The 19,704-nt window shown below is 69.7% G+C and carries 19 protein-coding genes; 18 read left to right on the top strand and 1 reads right to left on the bottom strand.

The features are described from left to right. The first annotated feature begins 65 nt into the window (after positions 1 to 65). The 16 genes from ITJ54_RS06730 to dnaB all read left to right on the top strand — a co-directional run bounded on the left by ITJ54_RS06730 (position 66) and on the right by dnaB (position 17,277). Positions 66 to 1,499, top strand: coding sequence for a CCA tRNA nucleotidyltransferase (locus ITJ54_RS06730; protein ID WP_194626768.1), 1,434 nt, complete (start codon positions 66 to 68; stop codon positions 1,497 to 1,499). Between the two features lie 197 nt (positions 1,500 to 1,696). Beyond that, positions 1,697 to 2,089, top strand: coding sequence for a 30S ribosomal protein S6 (gene rpsF / locus ITJ54_RS06725; protein ID WP_194626766.1), 393 nt, complete (start codon positions 1,697 to 1,699; stop codon positions 2,087 to 2,089). A 3-nt stretch (positions 2,090 to 2,092) separates the two neighbouring features. Next, positions 2,093 to 2,686 (top strand): single-stranded DNA-binding protein, encoded by a 594-nt coding sequence (locus tag ITJ54_RS06720; protein ID WP_194626764.1) that lies wholly within the window; start codon positions 2,093 to 2,095, stop codon positions 2,684 to 2,686. 47 nt (positions 2,687 to 2,733) lie between these two features. Further along, positions 2,734 to 2,991, top strand: coding sequence for a 30S ribosomal protein S18 (rpsR, locus tag ITJ54_RS06715; protein ID WP_071278496.1), 258 nt, complete (start codon positions 2,734 to 2,736; stop codon positions 2,989 to 2,991). 14 nt (positions 2,992 to 3,005) lie between these two features. Next, on the top strand, positions 3,006 to 3,458 hold the full coding sequence (gene rplI, locus ITJ54_RS06710; protein WP_071278494.1) for a 50S ribosomal protein L9: 453 nt from the start codon (positions 3,006 to 3,008) through the stop codon (positions 3,456 to 3,458). Between the two features lie 425 nt (positions 3,459 to 3,883). Then, the gene (locus tag ITJ54_RS06705) at positions 3,884 to 4,177 is read left to right on the top strand and encodes a WXG100 family type VII secretion target (RefSeq protein WP_071278485.1); all 294 of its coding nucleotides are present in this window, start codon (positions 3,884 to 3,886) and stop codon (positions 4,175 to 4,177) included. Positions 4,178 to 4,252: 75 nt separating this feature from the next. Next, entirely contained in the window at positions 4,253 to 4,564 is a 312-nt protein-coding gene (locus tag ITJ54_RS06700) for a hypothetical protein (protein WP_194626763.1), read from the top strand. Then, positions 4,564 to 5,982 carry a hypothetical protein gene (locus ITJ54_RS06695; protein ID WP_194626761.1) on the top strand — a complete coding sequence of 473 codons (1,419 nt, stop codon included), beginning with the start codon at positions 4,564 to 4,566 and terminating at the stop codon, positions 5,980 to 5,982. Before ITJ54_RS06700 ends, ITJ54_RS06695 begins: the two co-directional genes overlap by 1 nt. Before the next feature lie 290 nt (positions 5,983 to 6,272). Continuing rightward, positions 6,273 to 6,566 carry a WXG100 family type VII secretion target gene (locus ITJ54_RS06690; protein WP_071278485.1) on the top strand — a complete coding sequence of 98 codons (294 nt, stop codon included), beginning with the start codon at positions 6,273 to 6,275 and terminating at the stop codon, positions 6,564 to 6,566. Positions 6,567 to 6,653: 87 nt separating this feature from the next. Further along, positions 6,654 to 6,965 carry a type VII secretion target gene (locus ITJ54_RS06685; protein WP_194626759.1) on the top strand — a complete coding sequence of 104 codons (312 nt, stop codon included), beginning with the start codon at positions 6,654 to 6,656 and terminating at the stop codon, positions 6,963 to 6,965. Then, positions 6,965 to 8,419 (top strand): hypothetical protein, encoded by a 1,455-nt coding sequence (locus tag ITJ54_RS06680; RefSeq protein ID WP_194626757.1) that lies wholly within the window; start codon positions 6,965 to 6,967, stop codon positions 8,417 to 8,419. The genes ITJ54_RS06685 and ITJ54_RS06680 overlap by 1 nt, the downstream gene beginning before the upstream one ends. Positions 8,420 to 8,450: 31 nt before the next feature. Continuing rightward, complete coding sequence (locus tag ITJ54_RS06675; protein WP_194626755.1) at positions 8,451 to 9,080, top strand: hypothetical protein; 630 nt, start codon at positions 8,451 to 8,453, stop codon at positions 9,078 to 9,080. Then, a complete protein-coding gene (locus ITJ54_RS06670; protein ID WP_194626753.1) occupies positions 9,077 to 9,958 on the top strand; it encodes a hypothetical protein in 882 nt (293 codons plus the stop codon). Before ITJ54_RS06675 ends, ITJ54_RS06670 begins: the two co-directional genes overlap by 4 nt. Continuing rightward, complete coding sequence (locus ITJ54_RS06665; RefSeq protein ID WP_194626751.1) at positions 9,955 to 10,878, top strand: hypothetical protein; 924 nt, start codon at positions 9,955 to 9,957, stop codon at positions 10,876 to 10,878. The genes ITJ54_RS06670 and ITJ54_RS06665 overlap by 4 nt, the downstream gene beginning before the upstream one ends. Then, positions 10,878 to 15,320, top strand: coding sequence for an FtsK/SpoIIIE domain-containing protein (locus ITJ54_RS06660; protein ID WP_194626749.1), 4,443 nt, complete (start codon positions 10,878 to 10,880; stop codon positions 15,318 to 15,320). The genes ITJ54_RS06665 and ITJ54_RS06660 overlap by 1 nt, the downstream gene beginning before the upstream one ends. A 589-nt stretch (positions 15,321 to 15,909) precedes the next feature. Then, on the top strand, positions 15,910 to 17,277 hold the full coding sequence (gene dnaB, locus ITJ54_RS06655) for a replicative DNA helicase (protein WP_416354898.1): 1,368 nt from the start codon (positions 15,910 to 15,912) through the stop codon (positions 17,275 to 17,277). A gap of 140 nt (positions 17,278 to 17,417) precedes the next feature. Here the strand turns inward: dnaB and ITJ54_RS06650 are convergent, their stop codons facing one another. Further along, complete coding sequence (locus ITJ54_RS06650; protein ID WP_194626748.1) at positions 17,418 to 17,774, bottom strand: hypothetical protein; 357 nt, start codon at positions 17,772 to 17,774, stop codon at positions 17,418 to 17,420. A 225-nt stretch (positions 17,775 to 17,999) separates the two neighbouring features. On the opposite strand from ITJ54_RS06650, the gene ITJ54_RS06645 reads away from it, so the two are divergent. Then, positions 18,000 to 18,374, top strand: coding sequence for a hypothetical protein (locus tag ITJ54_RS06645; protein WP_194626747.1), 375 nt, complete (start codon positions 18,000 to 18,002; stop codon positions 18,372 to 18,374). Between the two features lie 473 nt (positions 18,375 to 18,847). Then, positions 18,848 to 19,687 carry a class I SAM-dependent methyltransferase gene (locus ITJ54_RS06640; protein WP_194626746.1) on the top strand — a complete coding sequence of 280 codons (840 nt, stop codon included), beginning with the start codon at positions 18,848 to 18,850 and terminating at the stop codon, positions 19,685 to 19,687. Positions 19,688 to 19,704 lie beyond the last annotated feature (17 nt).

The raw sequence follows: 19,704 nt of genomic DNA, 5'->3' as shown, positions 1-19,704 counted from the left end.
AGCCTCGCGTGCGCGCCAGGGGTGTGGACAACCCGCGGCGTCCATCTGGGATGATCGAGGACGTCATGCAGTCCGTAGCCCAGGCCGTCGAACGACTCGACGCACTCGCAGCCACCGCGCCCGTCGCGGCGCTCGCACGCGCCTTCGCCGCCGCCGGTCACGAACTCGCGCTCGTCGGGGGTCCGGTGCGGGACGCCTTCCTCGGACGACCGGTGACCGACCTCGACTTCACGACGGACGCCAGGCCCGACGACGTGCTGCGGATCGTGGAGCCCATCGCGAGTGCCACCTGGGATGTCGGCCGCCAGTTCGGCACGATCGCCGCCCGGGTGCAGGGCGAGCAGGTCGAGATCACCACGTACCGCAGCGACGTCTACGACGGCGAGACCCGGAAGCCCGAGGTGGCGTTCGGCGAGACCATCGAGGACGACCTGCTGCGCCGCGACTTCACGGTGAACGCGATGGCGCTCCGACTGCCCGGTCGGGAGCTCGTCGACGTGCACGGCGGGGTCGAGGACCTGCTCGCCGCACGCCTGCGCACGCCGCAGTCCGCCACCGTGTCCTTCCGCGACGACCCGCTGCGGATGATGCGTGCGGCGCGGTTCACCTCGCAGCTCGGCTTCACGGTGTCCGACGAGGTCGAGCAGGCCATGACGTCCCTGGCCCCGTCGATCGAGATCGTCTCCGCCGAACGCGTCCGGGACGAACTCGTCAAGCTGTTGAACACGGACGACCCCGTGCCGGGCATCCGGTTGCTCGTCGACACCGGGCTCGCCGAGCTCTTCCTGCCCGAGCTGCCCGCGATGCGGCTCGAGATCGACGAGCACCACCACCACAAGGACGTGTACGAGCACTCCCTCACGGTGCTGACCCAGGCCATCGGGTACGAGCACGAACGGCACGCCGGGGACGCCCCCGACACCGTGCTGCGGCTCGCGGCGCTGCTGCACGACATCGGCAAGCCGGCGACCCGGAAGCTCGAGCCCGCCGGCGCCGTGAGCTTCCACCACCACGACCTGGTCGGCTCGAAGCTCGCGAAGAAGCGGCTGCGGGCACTGCGGTTCGACAACGACACCATCGCCGCGGTCAGCCGGCTCATCGAGCTGCACCTGCGCTTCTTCGGGTACACCGACGGTGCCTGGACCGATTCGGCCGTCCGACGGTACGTGCGGGACGCCGGCCCGCAGCTCGAGCGGCTGCACGAACTCACGCGCTCCGACGTCACCACGAGGAACCGCCGCAAGGCCGACCGGCTCGCGTTCGCGTACGACGACCTCGAGGCCCGGATCGCCGTGCTCGCCGACCAAGAGGAACTCGACTCCATCCGGCCGGACCTGACCGGCGACGACATCATGCGGATCCTCGACATCCCGCCGGGCCGTGCCGTGGGCGACGCCTACCGGTTCCTGCTCGAGGCCCGGATGGACGAGGGCCCCCTCGGCGCGGAGCTCGCCGAGGAGCGCCTGCGCGCCTGGTGGGCATCCCGCGACGCGTCCTGACCGGCCGAGCCCGGCCCTGGCTCCGGGACCAGCCATCTGCGTGAGGCGAGCTGTCCACACACCGGTAGCGGGCCTCCAGGCCGTCAGGTAGGATTGCGGGGTTGTGCCCGCGCACCTGCGCATCGGCACGCACGCATCAACCCTCCTGTTCCGGGAACCGCCCGGAGCCGTTCGAGACCAAAGGAGGTGGGTTCCGCATGCACCAGTACGAACTGATGGCGATCCTCGACCCCGAGATCGATGAGCGCACCGTCGCTCCCAGCCTGGACAAGTTCCTCGCGGTCATCCGCAACGACGGTGGCACCGTCGACAACGTGGACGTATGGGGCCGTCGCCGGCTCTCCTACGAGATCGCGAAGAAGACCGAGGGCATCTACGCCGTCGTGAACTTCACGTCGTCCGCCGACTCCGCCAAGGAGCTGGACCGCCAGCTCGGCCTCTCCGAGGCCGTGCTCCGCACGAAGGTCCTCCGCGCCGAAGAGGGCATGGCACAGGTTGCCGCCCAGAAGCAGCGCGACGAGGCCCGTGCCGCTCGCAAGGCCGCTTCGGCAGCCGCTGCGCCGGCTCCCGCGACCGCGAGCGCCGAGTAACCGATGGCCGGCGAAACCGTCATCACGGTGGTGGGGAACCTCACTGCTGACCCCGAGCTGCGCTACACGCAGAACGGGCTCGCTGTGGCGAACTTCACCATCGCCTCCACCCCTCGCACGTTCGACCGTCAGGCGAACGAGTGGAAGGACGGCGACGCGCTGTTCCTCCGCGCGAGTGTGTGGCGCGAGTTCGCCGAGCACGTCGCGGGGTCGCTGACGAAGGGCTCGCGCGTCATCGTGCAGGGCCGTCTCCGTCAGCGCTCGTACCAGGACCGTGAGGGCCAGCAGCGTACGAGCATCGAGCTCGAGGTCGACGAGATCGGCCCGTCGCTCCGGTACGCGACCGCCCAGATCACCCGTGCAGCGGGTGGCAGTGGCGGCGGTCGTGGACAGGTCGGCGGCGGTTCCGGTGGCGGCGGCAACTTCGGTGGCAACGCCGGTGGCGGCAACGGCGGTGGCGGCGGCAACGCTGGTGCCGGCGGTGGACGCTCCGACGAGCCGTGGTCGCCGCAGGGTGGCCAGCAGGGTGGTGGGGCACAGGGGAACGACGTGTGGTCGACCCCCGGTGGCACCTACGACGACGAGACCCCGTTCTGATCCCTCAGCGGACGAACAACTACTTCTTCTCCTAAGGAAAAAACACAATGGCTGGAAAGAGCAGCGGCGACCGCCGCAAGCCTCGCGGGAAGGGCGGCAAGAACGCCGCCCCCGCGAAGTCCATCAAGGTCGGTGTCATCGACTACAAGGACGTTGCGACCCTTCGCAAGTTCATCTCGGAGCGTGGGAAGATCCGCGCCCGTCGCATCACCGGTGTCTCCGTCCAGGAGCAGCGTCTCATCGCCCGTGCCGTGAAGAACGCCCGTGAGATGGCGCTCCTCCCCTACGCCGGCTCCGGCCGCTGATCGGGGGTCGACACATGTCGAAGCTCATCCTCACCCACGAGGTCTCCGGCCTCGGTTCCGCCGGTGACGTCGTCGACGTCAAGAACGGCTACGCCCGCAACTACCTCATCCCCCAGGGCTTCGCTGTCGCGTGGTCCAAGGGCGGCGAGAAGCAGGTCGAGGCCATCCGTGCCGGCCGCGTTGCGCGTGAACTCGCCACCATCGAAGAGGCACAGGACCTCAAGATGAAGCTCGAGAACGCCACCATCCAGCTGACCGTCAAGGCCGGCCAGGACGGCCGTCTCTTCGGCTCCGTGCGTCCCGCGGACGTCGCCTCGGCCGTCGAGGCCCAGGGCGTCGGCTCGCTCGACAAGCGCAAGGTCGAGGTCCCCGCGACCATCAAGACCGTCGGTGACCACGAGGCCACCGTGCGTCTGCGCGAGGACATCGTCGCGACGATCTCGCTGAACGTCGTCGCCGCCAAGTAAGACAGCGTCTGTTCCGTCGGAAGGCGGGTCTCCCAGTCGGGAGGCCCGCCTTCCGTCGTTCCCGGATGGTTCCGTCCGGCGGGTGCTGTGTTCCCACACGACACGGAGGGCCGCCTTCCGTCGTTCCTGGAGGGGTCGCGTCCGGCGGGTGCTGTGTTCCCACACGACACGGAGGGCCGCCTTCCGTCGTTCCTGGAGGGTTCCGTCCGGCGGGTGCTGTGTTCCCACACGAGACGGAGGGCCGCCTTCCGTCGTTCCTGGAGGGGTCGCGTCCGGCGTCCGGTCGCGTCTGCGCCGTCGCGTCTGACCGTGGAACGGTCGGTGAACAGGCGTCGAACCACCTCGTCCCGCGGTGGAACGCTCGGTACGTTCGTCTCGGCCTCCAGTACCGGAGGTGAACGAAATCCGAGACCAGGAGCACGCACATGCCCAACTTGAACGTCACGTACGGCGAGATGCAGGACGCCGCGACCCGACTCGTGAACGGTGAGCAGGACATCACCTCGAAGCTGCGTGAGCTGAAGTCGCTGGTCGACTCGCTCATCACCGGTGGCTACGTCACCGACCAGTCCTCCGTCGCCTTCGGCAGCTCGTACCAGGAGTTCAACGACGGTGCGACGAAGACCATCGAGGGTCTCGAGGGCATGTCGACGTACCTGAACAAGGCCGCCGAGGCACTGCAGCAGACCGACCAGGAGCTCGCGAACGCGATCAAGTAGTCGGATCGCCCGGGGTCTCGCGCGAGTGCGACCCCGGGCGCCCGTCGTCCTCCACCGCATCGACCGGGAGCACCCATGGCAGACCTCATCATCACGCGCGCCGTCCTCGAGGACTCCGCCACCAAGCTGCAGCACATCTCCGACGAGCTCGAGCACCAGAAGTCGGACGACCGTGCGCTGACCGAGGTCTACGGCCAGCACGACGTGCAGAAGGCGATGCACGACTTCTCCGGCGACTGGAAGATCCACCGCAACAAGATGAAGGGCGCCGTGAAGGACCTGCACGACAAGATGCAGAAGTCCGTCGAGCACTGGTCCGCCCTCGAGCAGGACCTGCACGACAAGCTCACCACCGAGTCGCAGCCGACCGAGGGGCAGGCCGCCTGATGCCCGCCCGCGCCGGCAACTGGGAACTGCTGCACGAGTCGTCCGACCCGGTCGTGGCCGACGTCGCCACCGTGCAGGACCTGGTGCACTACTACACGACGATCGCGCAGGAGATCAGCGCCGAGGCCGACGTGCTCCACCGCATCGGGGACGGCGACACCGCGGAGTTCAAGGGCGAGTCCGCCGACGCCGTGCGGAAGAAGAGCAAGGAGGTCGCGGAGTCCCTGCAGAAGATGTCCGGCCGCTACGACGCGATCCGCGATGCCCTGACCGGGTACCTGCCCGAGCTCGAGACCGCGCTGTCCGAGTCGGCCGCAGCACTCCGCGACGCCGAGGACGCCTCGGCCTCCGGCGCACGAGCCGCGTCGATGGCGGACCCGTCGCAGAACCGCGCGCAGGACGCCCCGCCGCTCACCAGCGACGAGCAGGGGTCGATCGACGCGAAGCACCGCGCCGAGAGCGCCGCGTCCGACAGCGCCGACGCCGCGGTCGCCCGACTCCGACGCGCGGTGGACGGCATCAACGGCGCCGGCAAGGCCGCAGCGTCGACGATCCGCGCGGCCTGGGACGACGGCCTGCACGACACCCTCGGCGACAAGATCAAGGCGTTCTTCTCGAAGCTGCTCAAGATCATCGTCAAGATCTTCACGTACATCGGCATCGCCCTGGCAGCCCTGGCGATCCTGATCCCGGGCGTCGGCATGCTCACGTTCATGGCCGCCGTCGCCGCGTCCGTGGTCCTGGTGGCGAACATCACGCTCGCGGGCATGGGTGAGGGCTCCTGGCTCGACGTGATCACCTCGGCCGTGGGACTCGTGCTCGTCGGCGTGGGCGGCATCATGACGAAGGCCGCATCCGTGGCGAAGACCGCCGGGCTCGGCAAGGGGATGCAGGGGTTCGCGAAGACGAACCTCGACAAGGTCAAGAAGCTGCAGGACGTCCGCGCGATCAACGTCAAGAACGCCCTGAACGACAGCACCGCGGCGCGCACGGTCGGCACGATCGACCGGCACATCAACCGCCTGAACGACGTGCGGGTCGACACCATCACGAAGAACACGCTCGGTGGCTTCAAGGAGAAGCCGAACTGGTGGCACCCGAACAAGGCGCTGTGGACCGAGGACAAGAGCAAGATCAAGGACGTCTTCGTGAAGCGCGACTGGCGGTCGGACCGACTGTTCAGCGTCGACCGGCAGATCGAGATGGACGCCATGAAGGTCGCGATGAAGCGGGACCACGGCGTCGACATCGCGGCCCTGCCGGCCTGGCACAAGTACGTCGCCGGTGGCCGTGTGGTGGCGAGCTGGATCAACACGTTCGGGTACGGGCAGGGCATCAAGCCGACCGGGTGGGGCGCGGACCAGGAGCGCGTGCCGGGCTACAAGGAGGCCTCCGGCGCACTCGTGCACGGGTTCTGACCGTCGCGGCGTCGCTCCCCGGGTACTCCGAGGTCCACACAACGGGGGACACCTGGTCCGGAAGACGCGCGCGCGACACGCGGGTAGCAATGGATACTCTCCGGTACTGACATCGAAACATCAGTTCGATTCGACCCGATGCCCGCGGCGGTGTACTGGAATGTGCACATCAGAGTGCAGTTGCATCCGGTGTCTCGACGGTGAAATGTACCCCGCAAAGTCGTTCCACCCCGGAATAACCTCCTGTCAGTGCCTCGACCGGGGCCACGGACGAACGACAGGAGCTGGCAATGCCCAACTTGAACGTGACCTACGGCGAGATGCAGGACGCCGCGACCCGACTCGTGAACGGTGAGCAGGACATCACCTCGAAGCTGCGTGAGCTGAAGTCGCTGGTCGACTCGCTCATCACCGGTGGCTACGTCACCGACCAGTCCTCCGTCGCCTTCGGCAGCTCGTACCAGGAGTTCAACGACGGTGCGACGAAGACCATCGAGGGTCTCGAGGGCATGTCGACGTACCTGAACAAGGCCGCCGAGGCACTGCAGCAGACCGACCAGGAGCTCGCGAACGCGATCAAGTAGCGACACCGCACCGGTCCCGGTCCCCGTCACCACGACGGGCACCGGGACCGAGCCGGTTCCGATCCCGTTCACCGACCAGGAGCACCCATGGCAGACCTCATCATCACGAAGGCCGTCCTCGAGGACTCGGCCACGAAGCTGCAGCACATCTCGGACGAGCTCGAGCACCAGCGGTCGGACGACCGGGAGCTCGACCAGGTGTACGGGCAACACGACGTGCAGAAGGCGATGCACGACTTCTCCGGCGACTGGAAGATCCACCGCAACAAGATGAAGGGCGCGGTGAAGGACCTGCACGACAAGGTGCAGAAGGCCGCCGACAACTGGACGGCCGTCGACCAGGACCTCCACGACAAGCTGACGACGGAGTCGCAGGCCACCGACGGGCAGGGCCACTGATGCCGGCGCGCGGCGGTGACTGGGCACTGCTCGGTGAGGGGTCGGACCCGGTCGTGGCCGACGTCCCCGTGGTGCAGAGCCTGGTGAGCTACTACACGATGATCGCGGACGCCATCACGAGCGAGGCGAGCACCCTCAAGAGCATCGGCGACGGCGACGAGTCGCAGTTCAAGGGCGAGACCGCCGACGCCGTCCGGAAGAAGAGCAAGGAGGTCGGGGCCTCCCTGGAGAAGATGGCCGGTCGCTACGTCGCGATCAAGGACGCCCTGACCGGGTACGTGCCGCACCTCGAGGACGCCCTGAGCGAGTCCGCTGCGGCACTCCGAGACGCGGAGGACGCCTCTGCTGCCGGGTCGCAGGCGAGCGGCATGGCCGACCCGTCGCAGGGCCGGGCCCAGGACGCTCCCCCGCTGACCGCCGACGAGCAGGGCGCGATCGACGCCAAGCACCGCGCCGCGACCGCCGCCGACGACAGCGCGAACGCCGCGAAGGCCCGGCTGCGTCGGGCGGTCGACGCGCTGAACGCGGCGGGCAAGGCGGCAGCGTCGACGATCCGCGAGGGCTGGCACGACGGCCTCCACGACACCCTCGGCGACAAGATCAAGGCGTTCTTCTCGAAGCTGCTCAAGATGATCGTCAAGATCTTCACGTACATCGGCATCGCCCTGGCGGCGCTCGCGATCCTGATCCCGGGCGTCGGGGTGCTCGCGATCATGGGTGCCGTGGCGGCCGGGGTCAGCCTGGTGGCGCAGATCGGGCTGACGGCGCTCGGCGAGGGCAACGTCTTCGACCTGGTCATGGCCGTGGTCGGCGTCGTCACGCTCGGCGTCGGCGTCGGGATCACGAAGGCCACGTCGGTCGCGCTCAGCAAGGGCATCACCGCGGGGAAGACCGCCGTGCAGAACGCCACGAAGGTCGACCTCGGCAAGATCGCGAAGCTGCGGAACGACGCGATCGGCGGGTGGCTGTCGAAGACGAAGAGCCTCGACGACGCGTACGGCGACCTGAAGTACGCCGACCAGCTCGACGGTGCCGTCACGAAGAACGGGATCGCCAAGATGGAGGACCTGCTGGGGAAGTTCAAGGACAACCCGAACTGGTGGAACATCTCGAAGGTCGGGACGACGATCAAGAACGACTGGGCCACCATCTCGAAACAGTTCGGTTCCGACCTGTTCACCAAGAAGGGCTTCACTGGCTGGGCCGAACGCATCGGTGGTGTCGACTTCCAGATCCTGCGCAACGACCTCGGCAAGTGGGGCGGCGCCAACGGGTTCGGCGCCGTCGTCGGGACCGCCCCGAAGTGGCACACGTACGTCAACGGTGGGCTGAGCGTCTGGGGTCGGAACTACTCGATCGCCGGCCTGGTCCTGAACCCCGTGGGCGACGGCGCGGACACGAAGCGGCCGTGGACCGACGACTGGTCCGCCGTCAAGCACCCGATCACCGTCTGACCCCGGTCCGACGCGACAAGCAGTGGAGCCCATGAGCGCAACACCCGTCCTCACCTCGCGCATCGACGTCGAGGTCCCGCAGTGGCTCGTCGTGCCCGGCACGGCCGACGTCACCCCGGTCTGGCGCGCGGGGGCGCTCGAGCTGTTCGCGGCGATCGCGCAGGTCGACCGCGACACCCCGGCCGACCAGCGGGTGTTCGACGGTGGGCCCGAGGTGGACCCGGAGGCGGCGCTCGACACGCTGCTCGAGTTCCGCGCTGCGCTCGACGGGGGTGAGCGGCTGGTGGCGGGTCTCGGTGTGCCGAACCGGTGGCCGCTCCCCGTCGTCGTGTCCGTGGGCATGGCCGAGTCCGACGGGCCGGGGCTGCTCGAGCTCGCCGGTGCCGAGGGCGGCCTGCCCGTCGAGCGTCCGGCGGTCGACGAGCTCCCCGACCACGTCGGTGGCGAGGGGCCCGTCGTGACCCGGTACGACCTCGACGACGACGGCGCGATCTGGGCCACCGTCTGTGCCGTCCGCCGTGAACGCTTCGCGACCGCTGACGCCACGACCCCCGTCGACACCCGGGTGCTCTGGCGCACCCGGGACCTCGACGTCGTCCCCGTGTTCGGGGACGAGCTCATCGACCTGCTCGCCGCCGTCAAGAACGAGGTCTCCGCATGAGCGACACCACCCGCACCGACACCGACACCGACAGCGCCGACACCACCCCCGCCGACACCACCGACGTGCCGCGCACCGACCCCACGGCCTCGTTCTTCATGGTGGTCCCGCCCGGGTGGGCCCGGCTCCCCGCGCGCGAGGACGACCGGCAGGAACTCGCGGCGATCGTCCGGGACGTCATCGCCCGCGCGCTCCCGGACGACCTGCCCCGCGACCGCGCCGAACCCCTGCGCCAGGAGATGCGGAAGCGCCTGACCGCGACCGTCGTCGAGGCCGGCGACAACGGCGCGAACGCGGTCTACCTCGCCGTGCAGCCCGTCGACGGGTACACGCCCCCCGTCTCGATCATCGAGACCGAGGTGGAGGACGAGTCCGACCAGCCCCCCGAGCAGGTCATCGCGCAGGTCCTCGCGGACGCGCTGCCGACCCGCCACGACGAGGACGACCCGGGTATCCGCGAGGTCGACGGCGGCATCGCTGCCCGCACCGAGACCGTCATCCGGCGCGTGGACCCGGGCGCCGAGCTCCCCGGCCTCGGCGACGACCTGCCCGTCGTCGACGACCGCCAGGTGGTCTACACGATCCCGGTCCCCCACCGCCCCGGCCGCTGGGTCGTCATGTCCTTCTCCGCAATCAGCGCCGCGAAGCCGAACGGCACGGCCGGCGCCGGCACCAACGGCAACGGCAACGGCACCACCGGCGCCGGCACCACCGGCGCCACCGGCACAGACCCAGACCCAGACACCACTGACCACCTCACCGACGCCCTCGTCGCCCTGTTCGACGCGATCATGACGACCTTCCGCTGGACGGACGTCCCCGGCACCGAGCCGACCACCCTCGAACGCCGCCTGGCCGAGCTCGGAGGAGCCGCATGAACTGGTCGCTCTCCCACCCCGAGTCCCACCTCATGCTGACGATGTCGGTGGTGCTGTTCCTCGGCGCCCTGGCCTTCGTCGTGCCGACGATCATCGCGCACCGCCGCCGGCCCGTCTCGGACGCCGCTGCCTGGGCAGACCTGCCCCGGCGCGAGGAGGGCGCCGCCTGGGCCACCGACCGCGTGCTCCGCAGCGTCGAAGCGTCGTGCACCGTCGCCCGCGTCGGCTTCCCCGGCTTCGTCCGGGCCGTGGTCGGCCCCACCGTGCGCCTGGACCTCGCGTCGCCGACGGTCGCCCCGCCGGAACCGTGGCAGACCACTCCCGACGGCCGCTCGTGGTCGGCCCCGATGTGGGCGCTGCAGGCCGTGCCGCTCGGGCAGACCCCGTCGACGCAGTTCGCGACGGTCGTCGGGCTGGGCAGCGACCAGGACGGTGCCGTCCTGGTCGACCTGCGCCGCGCCTCCGGCTTCGTCGCCCTGGACGGCGACCGCACGGCCCGTGCCGCGGTCGCGCGCCGGATCGTGGACCAGGTCCGCACCGACCCCTGGTCGGTGGGCACCCCGGTGCTGACCGTCGGGATCCGCGGCGGCGAGTTCGGGCCGGCCGACGCCGTGTCCGTGGGCGAGGCAGTGGCGGCCGTCGCGGCGGACGCGACCCCGGGCCTCCTGGTCGTCCACGGTGTGCCCGGCGGCAGCGAGGGACGCGAACTCGCGCGCCTGCTGGAACGGCCGGGCGGCCGCTGGGCCGCCCTGTCCATGAGCCCCGACCCCCTGGCGCGCTGGACGCTCGACTGCCGTCGCGACGGCACGTTCGTCTCCGACGAGTTCGGCGTGGTCCGCTGGGTGGACCAGCTGCTGTCGACCGTCGCCGCGGTGCCGGTCGAGGACGACGCGACCGTCGTCGAGGAGCTGCGCGCCTGATGCGCGTCGTCGTCACCGTCGTCGACGACGTCGTCGGCACCACCTCCGACGTCCTCGTCGACGCACCGGGCCAGACCCCCATGCGATCGGTCGTCGACGCCCTGGCGCGACGCACCGGCAGCGCACCCATGCCGTCCGACGCGTCCGACGGCGACGTCCCGTTCGCGCGCAGCGGGCTGGTCGACGGTGCCGTCCTGCACGTCCACGGCACCGACCGCCCCGAGGTCGAGCGCGGCGTCGTCCACCTGCTCGTCGCCGGTGGCGTCGGTGCCGGTCGCGAACGCCGGCTGGCGCCCGGCCACGTCCGGATCGCCCTGGTCGCGGACGGCGCCCCGGCCGTCGGCGCGCCGGCTGCCGACCACCCCGGCCTGGAGGCTCGGGTCGCCTTCGACCGGACCGTCACCCTCCGGCTGTCCCCGCGTGCGCACCCCGCGGCCGACACCGCGGAGGTGGTCGCGACCCTCGAGGACGAGGCCATCGGCGACGCGTGGGTCGTCTGGGAACCGGGCGCCCTGGTCCGGCTCGGGTCCAGCGTGCTCACCGTGCGACCCGTCGCCGTGGCGGACCGGCTCCTGCTGCAGCCGCCGGACTCCGGCCAGCTCGACTTCAACCGGCCGCCCAGGCTGCTGCCGCCGTTCCTGACGACGCAGTTCCGGATCCCGAAGCCGCCGGTCCCGCCGCAGCGCTCGGCGATCCCCTGGATCATGGTGTTCGTGCCGGCGATGTTCGGCATCGTGATGGCCACCGTGTTCCACTCGCCGTTCTACCTGCTGTTCGCGGCGATGACCCCGATCATGGTCGTCGGGCAGACCGTCACGGCCCGGCGCACCGGCAAGAAGAGCCACCGGAAGCAGACCGCGGAGCACCGGGAACGGGTCGCCGCGCTCGAGGCCGCGATCGCCCGGGCCGTGCTCGCCGAGCGGGACGAGCGACGGTCCTCCGCGCTCGACGCGGCGTCGCTCCGGGTCGTCGCCGGGACGCCCGGTCGTCGCCTCTGGGAGCGCCGGCCCTCGGACGCGGACCACCTGCACGTGCGGATCGGTGTCGGGGACCTGCCGTCGACCGTCACTGTGGACGACGACCGCGACCTGGACGGCCTGGCGGACGAGCAGCGGATCACCCGCGGCGTCCCCGTGACCGTGCCGCTCGCCGAGGTCGGCGTGCTCGGGATCGCCGGTGCCGAGGACCTGCCCCGCGACCTCGGGCGCTGGGTGCTCGGGCAGCTCGCCGTCACGCAGAGCCCGCGCGAGGTGCAGTTCGTCGTGCTCACCGCGCAGCAGCACGTGCCGGCGTGGGCGTGGACCCTGTGGCTGCCCCACCTCCGCCCGACGAACGGACAAGAGGCCCTGGCGCTCATCGGTGCCGACGGCGACACGATCGGCCGTCGCCTGGCCGAGCTCAGCCAGGTGCTCGCGGAGCGGAAGGCCGAGCGGACGAAGAACGGGTCGATGCGGCCGCGGTTCTCGCCCGAGATCGTCGTCGTGCTCGACGGCGCCCGTCGCCTTCGTGCCATGCCCGGCGTCGTGGGACTGCTCCGCGACGGGCCCGCGTGCGGCATCCGCCTGGTCTGCATCGACGAGGAGGAGTGGCAGCTGCCCGAGGAGTGCGTCGCGACCGTGACGCACCGGACCGCGACCGAGCTCGTGCTGCGCCGCCAGCTCGCCGCCCCCGTGGAGCTCGTGCTCGCCGACCGGGTCGAGGACGACTGGTACGACGCCGTCGCCCGCGCCGTCTCTCCCCTGCGCGACACGAGCGGCTCCGACGGCGACGGCCTGGTGCCCGACGCCGCACGGCTGCTCGACGTGGTCGACCTGCCGCAGCCGTCGGGGGCGCTCGTCGCCGACCGCTGGACCTCGCGCGAGGCCACCACCTCGGCCGTCGTGGGCGTGGGCATCGACGGCGCGTTCGCCCTCGACCTGGTGAAGGACGGCCCGCACGGCCTGGTCGCCGGCACCACCGGCTCCGGCAAGTCCGAGTTCCTGCAGACCCTCGTCGCGTCGCTCGCCTTGGCCAACCGCCCGGACCAGATGACCTTCGTGCTCGTCGACTACAAGGGCGGTGCGGCGTTCAGCGTGGCGTCGGAGCTGCCCCACACCGTCGGGCTCGTCACGGACCTGGACCAGCACCTCGTCGAGCGCGCGCTCCGCTCCCTGCGCGCCGAGCTCACCCGGCGCGAGCACATCCTCGCCGCGTCCGGCGCGAAGGACATCGAGGACCACGAGACCCACCTGGCCCGCGGCGGTGCCGGTGAGGCGATGCCGCGACTCGTCATCGTGATCGACGAGTTCGCCGCCATGGTCACCGAGCTGCCCGACTTCGTCGCGGGGCTCATCGGCATCGCCCAGCGCGGCCGGTCCCTCGGCGTGCACCTGATCCTCGCGACGCAGCGCCCCGGCGGCGTGGTCGGGCCGGACATCCGCGCGAACACGAACCTGCGCGTGGCGCTCCGCATGACGGACACCGGCGAGAGCTCCGACGTGATCGACGTCGCCGACGCGGCCCGGATCCCGAAGAGCGTCCCCGGGCGGGCCTACGCGCGCCTCGGGCACTCCTCCGTGGTGCCCTTCCAGTCGGCGCGCGTCGGCGGTCGGTGGGCCGGCGACGAGGACCCGGCCACGAGCCTCCCGTTCGTCCGCGTGCTCGACTGGCGCGACTTCGCGACCGCACCACCTGCCCGACCGACCAAGAGCGACCAGTCGTCGGCGGCGACCGACCTGTCGGTCCTGGTGCAGGCGATGGCGGACGCCCGCGACCGGCTGGGCATCGGACCCCTGCACAGCCCGTGGCTGGCCCCGCTGCCGGAGCTGCTGCCGCTCGCCGAAGTGGCGTCCGCCTCCGTCGGCACGCGCCGGTCGCTGGCGGCGTCGACGGAGACCCTGCGGTTCCCGTTCGGCGTCGAGGACCTGCCGGACACGCAGGAGCAGCGCGCGGCGGAGATCGACCTGGACCGCTTCACCCACCAGTACGTCGTGGGGGCGCCCGGGTCCGGTCGGTCCACCGCGCTCCGGAGCATCGCCGCGTCGGCTGCGCAGTCCGTCTCCTCGTCGGACCTGCACCTGTACGCGATCGACTGCGGCAACGGCGCACTCGCGTCGCTGCAGCACCTGCCGCACTGCGGTGGCGTCGTGCAGCGGACGCAGGTCGAACGCGCGACCCGGCTGGTCGACCGGCTGACCCGGGAGATGGCCCGGCGGCACGACCTGATCGCCGCCGCCTCTGCTGCGGACATCACCGAGCAGCGGCTGCTCGCCGCCCCCGGTGAGCGGCTGCCGCACGTGCTCGTGCTCATCGACCGGTGGGAGAACTTCACGACCTCCCTCGGCGAGGTGGACGGCGGAGCCCTGACCGACGCGATCCAGTCGATGCTCCGCGACGGAGCCGCGGCTGGCATCCACGTCGTCATCTCCGGCGACCGGACGCTCATGTCGTCGCGGATGTCGACGCTCACCGACGACAAGATCGTGCTGCGCCTGACCGACCGGCTCGACTACTCGCTCGGCGGGATCAACCACCGGAAGCTGCCGGCGTCGATCCCTGCCGGCCGTGGGTTCCGCGCCGACTCGGGCATCGAGGTGCAGTTCGCCACGCTCGGCACCGACGTGTCCGGGCAGGGGCAGACGGCAGCCGTGCGCGACCTCGCTGCCGTGGTGCGGAATGCGTTCCCGGTGCCGCCGGCGCCTCGACCGTTCCGCGTGGACGCGCTGCCGAAGGACCTGGACCTCGACGCCGCGCTGGCACTCGAATCCGCGCCGTCGCTCGCACCACTGGTAGCGGTAACTGGGATCGGGGGTGACGACATGGAGCTCCAGACCGTCGACTTCGCCACCGGTGGTGGCACGTTCGTGGTCGCCGGGCCGTCACGTTCCGGTCGGTCCACCATGCTCGCCGCCATGGCGCGGTCGCTGCTGGTCGGAGGCACCTCGCTCGTGGTCGTCGCGCCCCGGCAGGGTCCGGTGCGGGACCTCGCCGGGCTGCCGGGCGTCCGTGCGGTCTTCACCGGCGACGACGTCACTGTGGACGAGTTGTCCCCCGTGCTCACGCCCGACGGGACTCCGCTCGTGCTCGTGGTCGACGACGGGGAGCTGCTCATCGACTGCTCGGCCGCGCGGTGGCTGCGCGACTGGGGCCGGGCCGCTGTGGACAACCGGCAGGGGCTGTTGCTCGGGGGGAACACGACCGGGCTCGCAGCCGGGTTCGGTGGGTGGCAGGTCGACGCGAAGAAGAACCGTCGTGGGGCCCTGTTGTCGCCGCAGGACACCCTGGCCGGAGACCTGATCGGGGTGCGGATCTCGCGGTCGTCGATCTCGTCGCGGATCGTGCCCGGGTCGGCGCTGGTGCACCTGGGGACGGGGATCGCGTCGACGCTGCAGGTGCCGGTGGTGCGGGCGACGACGCGGTCGGGGAGCGCGGGCGTGGGGGCGGGCGCGGTGTTGGCCGGCTGAGGCCGGCTCGTCGTCGCTTGTCGCTTCTGGCTCCTCGTCTCTGGCTGGTCGCTTGTCGGTTGCGGTTCTGGTTTCGGTGGTGCCGGGCGTGTCCGGGTCGGTTCCGCCCTGGTTCCGGCCCGGTTCCGTCTCGTCGGTTCCGGTCTGGTCTGCGCCGCTTGCGGCCTGGAGGCTCGGGGTGCGCTGCGTTGGCTGGTTACCATCCGCGGGCGGTCGCGCTCCCTGGGAGCCAGCAGGGAACACTCCGCTCAGGAACCGGTTTGTCAAGTCGTTTCCCACCGTGACGACGTCAAATCGGGAACCTTCAAGCGCACATTGAAGCACGGTTGTCCACACACAGTGTGGAAACCAAAAGCCCAGGTCAAGCGGTCGAACGTATGTTCTTCCGCCCCTTTTTCCACATGTCTGTCCACAGTTCTCCACACGGGTTCTCGGCGTGTTCCGCGAGTCCTCCACAGAGTTGTCCACAGGGGCAGTTGTTGGGGATAACTTGCACCCCGTACGGTGAGCGCGCGACCGGGGGATGTCGGTTGCTCGGGGTAGGACTGGCTTGCGGGGGCGGCCCGTACGGACAACAAGAGGAGCACGTGTGTCGATCGCGCATCTGGACCCGGCACCGCAGACGTACTCGGAGCGCGGTGGCATGGAGCGCACTCCGCCGCACGACCTGCTGGCCGAACAGTCGACCATCGGCGGCATGCTCCTGTCGAAGGACGCCGTCGCCGACGTCATCGAGACCGCCCGTGGCGTGGACTTCTACATCCCCAAGCACGAGGTCATCTTCGACGCGATGCTGTCGCTGTACTCCCACGGCGAGCCGACCGACGTCATCGCCGTCACCGACGAGCTGACCAAGACCGGGCTGCTGTCCCGTGCCGGCGGCGCCGAGTACCTGCACAGCATGACGAGCCTGGTGCCGACCGCGGCGAACGCCGGGTACTACGCCTCGATCGTCGCCGAGAAGGCGGTCCTGCGTCGCCTGGTCGACGCCGGCACCCGCATCGTGCAGATGGGCTACGCGTCGGAAGGTGAGGTCACCGACCTCGTCAACAGCGCCCAGGCCGAGGTCTACAACGTCGCCGGCGGCGTGCAGACCGAGGACTACGTCCCCCTGACCGAGGCCATCTCCGCCGCCATCGACGAGATCGAGGCCGCCAAGGGCCGCGACGGCCAGATGACCGGCGTGCCCACCGGGTTCGCCCAGCTCGACGGCCTGACGAACGGCTTCCACCCCGGACAGCTGATCATCGTCGCCGCCCGACCCGCACTCGGCAAGTCGACCCTGGCGCTCGACCTGTGCCGCGCGGCCGCCCTGAAGCACAACCAGACGGCTGCCTTCTTCTCGCTCGAGATGGGGCGTGCCGAGATCGCGATGCGTCTGCTCTCCGCCGAGACCAGCGTGCCGCTGCAGAACATGCGCAAGGGCACCGTGGACTCCCGCGACTGGACCACCATCGCGCAGACCCGCGGGCGCATCAACGACGCCCCCTTCTACATCGACGACTCCCCCAACATGACGCTCGTCGAGATCCGTGCGAAGTGCCGTCGCCTCAAGCAGCAGCACAACCTGAAGCTCGTCGTCATCGACTACCTGCAGCTGATGACCTCGGGCAAGAAGGTCGAGAGCCGCCAGCAGGAGGTCTCCGAGTTCTCGCGTGCGCTCAAGCTCATGGCGAAAGAGCTCCAGGTCCCCGTCATCGCCCTGTCCCAGCTGAACCGTGGGCCCGAGCAGCGTGCCGACAAGAAGCCGATGATCTCCGACCTGCGTGAGTCCGGCTCCATCGAGCAGGACGCCGACATGGTCATCCTGCTGCACCGCGAGTCGGCGTACGAGAAGGACAACCCGCGGCAGGGTGAGGCCGACCTCATCGTGGCCAAGCACCGCAACGGGCCGACCGACACCATCACGGTGGCGTTCCACGGGATGTTCTCTCGGTTCGTGGACATGCCGCAGTAGGCAACTGTTGTCGTCCGCCAGCTCACTTGTCCGACTGCCACCCATCGTGTCCGAGACAGAAGCGCGGACGGCCATATCGCCCTACCGCCCTCGGGAGGAGCGTCCTGGGCTCATGGGGGTGCCGCTGTCGGGCCGATCCGTCAACTCGCGATCAGGGTTGTGACCAGCGACACCAGCACCAGACATGAGGTCAAGACGGTTGCAACTACCGTCGTCGCACGCGACCGGTCCGGCGCACGCGTACGCCGCCACGCTGTCACCGTGCACGCCACTGCAATCACGGCCAACGGCATGACGACATAGAAGCCACCGATCCGGGTGATCTCCCTGAACAGGTGCCCGTGACCGGCCTCCCCTTGGCTGGCGGCATGGATGAGACCACTGCCCAGCAGCGCGGACACCCCCAGCACCGCGCCGATCAGTGCTGCCGTGAGCCCCGTCGCGGCGACGACGATGCCTGATACTGCCCACGCAGAGCCGCGACGTCGAATCGACACAGCAGACCGCTCACCCCATGCCGGAACCCGGCTCCCGCTTCCGCCCGCCTGCATGACGCAACCCTGCCATGTGTCGCGTTCCCGGCGGCGTTGGTCGGGGCAATGTCGTCCCGACGGCGGTGCTCGAAGATCTCGCTCAGCTGTGCGTCGAGGTCTGCGGTGCTCATCGACCGGGTGTGGCATGGTGGGAGCGGAGTCTGTGGACGCCGCCGAGAGGGAGATGCGATGAGCCAGCAGTTCGTGTTCTGGAGAACGAGCGAGCTCCTCGACGCTCGCGTTGTGTACGAGGCCCTGATGGAGGGCAAGCCGGTCGCGGGGCTCGATCTGCTCGACCTCGACGCGGCGGAGCAGGCGCTCATCGTGGCGTTCCCGGACTGGACGGTCGAGGCCCGTCGCGCCGACGGCGGCGAACAGACCATGCTCTTCTCGCCGGACCAGCGCGCCAGCATCGATGCCGGCTACTCGCCCGAGAGCGTCACCGTGAGCTGCTCGTGGATGTCAGGAGAGCAGTACAACCTGGTCATCCAGGCGATGGCGGCGCTGCATCTCCCGCTCTACGACCCGCAGATCGACGAGCGGTTCGACTCGGTGCCGATCTGACCACGCCTGCGATCGGCCGCCGTCTCGACGCAGCCCGCGTCAGGCGATCCATCACGAGTCGGTCCTAGCTCTGGATACGTAGCGAGGCGTTCGACAACCTGTTTCACTTCACACACAAGTTGTCTCCTCCGCACACAACTTGTCGCCGTCCGCGCGGGCGGGCGTCGCCAGGGTCCTGCCCGAAAGGCCAGGGCCGGGCAGCTCGCGTGACACGTCCGCCTCACGCACCTTCAGTGCGAAAGATCGCGGAACATCTATGTGAGACGAAGGCTCCCAACAGCCAGCGCGAGTGGGACGACCTCAGCGATGCAGCGGCCTTGGTCCTAGCCATTGACCCGCGTTCGCGACGCTGCCGAGTCCGGCTGCCGATCGCCTACTGGGATGGGACTCCCGTTCCTTCCCCTTGCACGTGTTGCGGCCTGCGGAGCGTTCTGGGAAGCTGCTCGGCTTTGCTCATTCACTAGGGGGTTGCCGTGTCCACTCATGACCAGATCGAGACGAACCGGGCGAACTGGGACGAACGAGTTTCAGATCACCTCGTCGCCTACAAGGCGGCTGAGTTCGCCGACGACCCCTCCGCCAACCGGGTCATGTTCGAAGCCAAGGTCATGGCTCCCCACCTCCCCGACGGGTCTCTCACCGGGCTCGACGTCGTGCACCTTCAATGCCACATCGGGGTTGACTCGATCAGCCTCGCCAGGCTTGGGGCACGAGTCGTCGGCACCGACTTCTCCGGTGACGCGATCGCAGCAGCCACCTCGCTTGCTGCTCGGGCCGGCGTCGATGCGTCCTTCGTCCAAACATCCAACGAAGACGCCCCCGATCAGCTCGGCCGGCAATTCGATGTTGTCTACACAACCGTCGGCGTCCTCGCGTGGCTCCCGGACCTCACCATGTGGGCGCGCGCCGTCGAACGGCTCCTGAAACCGGGCGGGCTGTTCTTCCTCTACGAAGCACACCCCATGGTCATGACCCTCCAATACGACCGACAAGACACCGCCCTCGTCGTCACCGAGCCGTACTTCGGAGCGGGCGAAGCCCAACGATTCGACTCCGGGACCACGTACGCGAGCGACACCCTTCTCACGAACCGAACCACGTACGAGTGGCCCCACTCCCTGGACGAAATCTTCACCTCGATTTTGGCTGCGGGGCTTCAAATCGAAGCCTTCCACGAATACACCGCCATGCCATGGGAGCCCATTCCGAATCTCGTCAAGACGCCGGCTGGTTACGCGCTTGCTGACGGCAACGAACGCTTGCCAATGATGTTCTCTATCGCTGCCCGGAAGCATCACCACCCGTCTCGTTAGCCGATCGTCCAGCGGTG

Source organism: Curtobacterium sp. VKM Ac-2865 (assembly GCF_015350905.1).
Taxonomy (GTDB): Bacteria; Actinomycetota; Actinomycetes; order Actinomycetales; family Microbacteriaceae; genus Curtobacterium.
Note: the sequence above shows the minus strand (reverse complement) of the source record. Positions and strands in the feature narration are given on the sequence as shown.

Excerpts from the sequence above, each read along its gene's own strand:
- ITJ54_RS06705 (WP_071278485.1), top strand. The coding sequence starts at position 3,884 with ATGCCCAACTTGAACGTCACGTACGGCGAGATGCAGGACGCCGCGACC.
- ITJ54_RS06730 (WP_194626768.1), top strand. The coding sequence starts at position 66 with ATGCAGTCCGTAGCCCAGGCCGTCGAACGACTCGACGCACTCGCAGCC.
- ITJ54_RS06660 (WP_194626749.1), top strand. The coding sequence starts at position 10,878 with ATGCGCGTCGTCGTCACCGTCGTCGACGACGTCGTCGGCACCACCTCC.
- ITJ54_RS06685 (WP_194626759.1), top strand. The coding sequence starts at position 6,654 with ATGGCAGACCTCATCATCACGAAGGCCGTCCTCGAGGACTCGGCCACG.
- ITJ54_RS06720 (WP_194626764.1), top strand. The coding sequence starts at position 2,093 with ATGGCCGGCGAAACCGTCATCACGGTGGTGGGGAACCTCACTGCTGAC.
- rplI (WP_071278494.1), top strand. The coding sequence starts at position 3,006 with ATGTCGAAGCTCATCCTCACCCACGAGGTCTCCGGCCTCGGTTCCGCC.
- ITJ54_RS06645 (WP_194626747.1), top strand. The coding sequence starts at position 18,000 with ATGAGCCAGCAGTTCGTGTTCTGGAGAACGAGCGAGCTCCTCGACGCT.
- ITJ54_RS06700 (WP_194626763.1), top strand. The coding sequence starts at position 4,253 with ATGGCAGACCTCATCATCACGCGCGCCGTCCTCGAGGACTCCGCCACC.
- rpsR (WP_071278496.1), top strand. The coding sequence starts at position 2,734 with ATGGCTGGAAAGAGCAGCGGCGACCGCCGCAAGCCTCGCGGGAAGGGC.
- ITJ54_RS06670 (WP_194626753.1), top strand. The coding sequence starts at position 9,077 with ATGAGCGACACCACCCGCACCGACACCGACACCGACAGCGCCGACACC.
- rpsF (WP_194626766.1), top strand. The coding sequence starts at position 1,697 with ATGCACCAGTACGAACTGATGGCGATCCTCGACCCCGAGATCGATGAG.
- ITJ54_RS06665 (WP_194626751.1), top strand. The coding sequence starts at position 9,955 with ATGAACTGGTCGCTCTCCCACCCCGAGTCCCACCTCATGCTGACGATG.
- ITJ54_RS06680 (WP_194626757.1), top strand. The coding sequence starts at position 6,965 with ATGCCGGCGCGCGGCGGTGACTGGGCACTGCTCGGTGAGGGGTCGGAC.
- ITJ54_RS06690 (WP_071278485.1), top strand. The coding sequence starts at position 6,273 with ATGCCCAACTTGAACGTGACCTACGGCGAGATGCAGGACGCCGCGACC.
- ITJ54_RS06675 (WP_194626755.1), top strand. The coding sequence starts at position 8,451 with ATGAGCGCAACACCCGTCCTCACCTCGCGCATCGACGTCGAGGTCCCG.
- ITJ54_RS06695 (WP_194626761.1), top strand. The coding sequence starts at position 4,564 with ATGCCCGCCCGCGCCGGCAACTGGGAACTGCTGCACGAGTCGTCCGAC.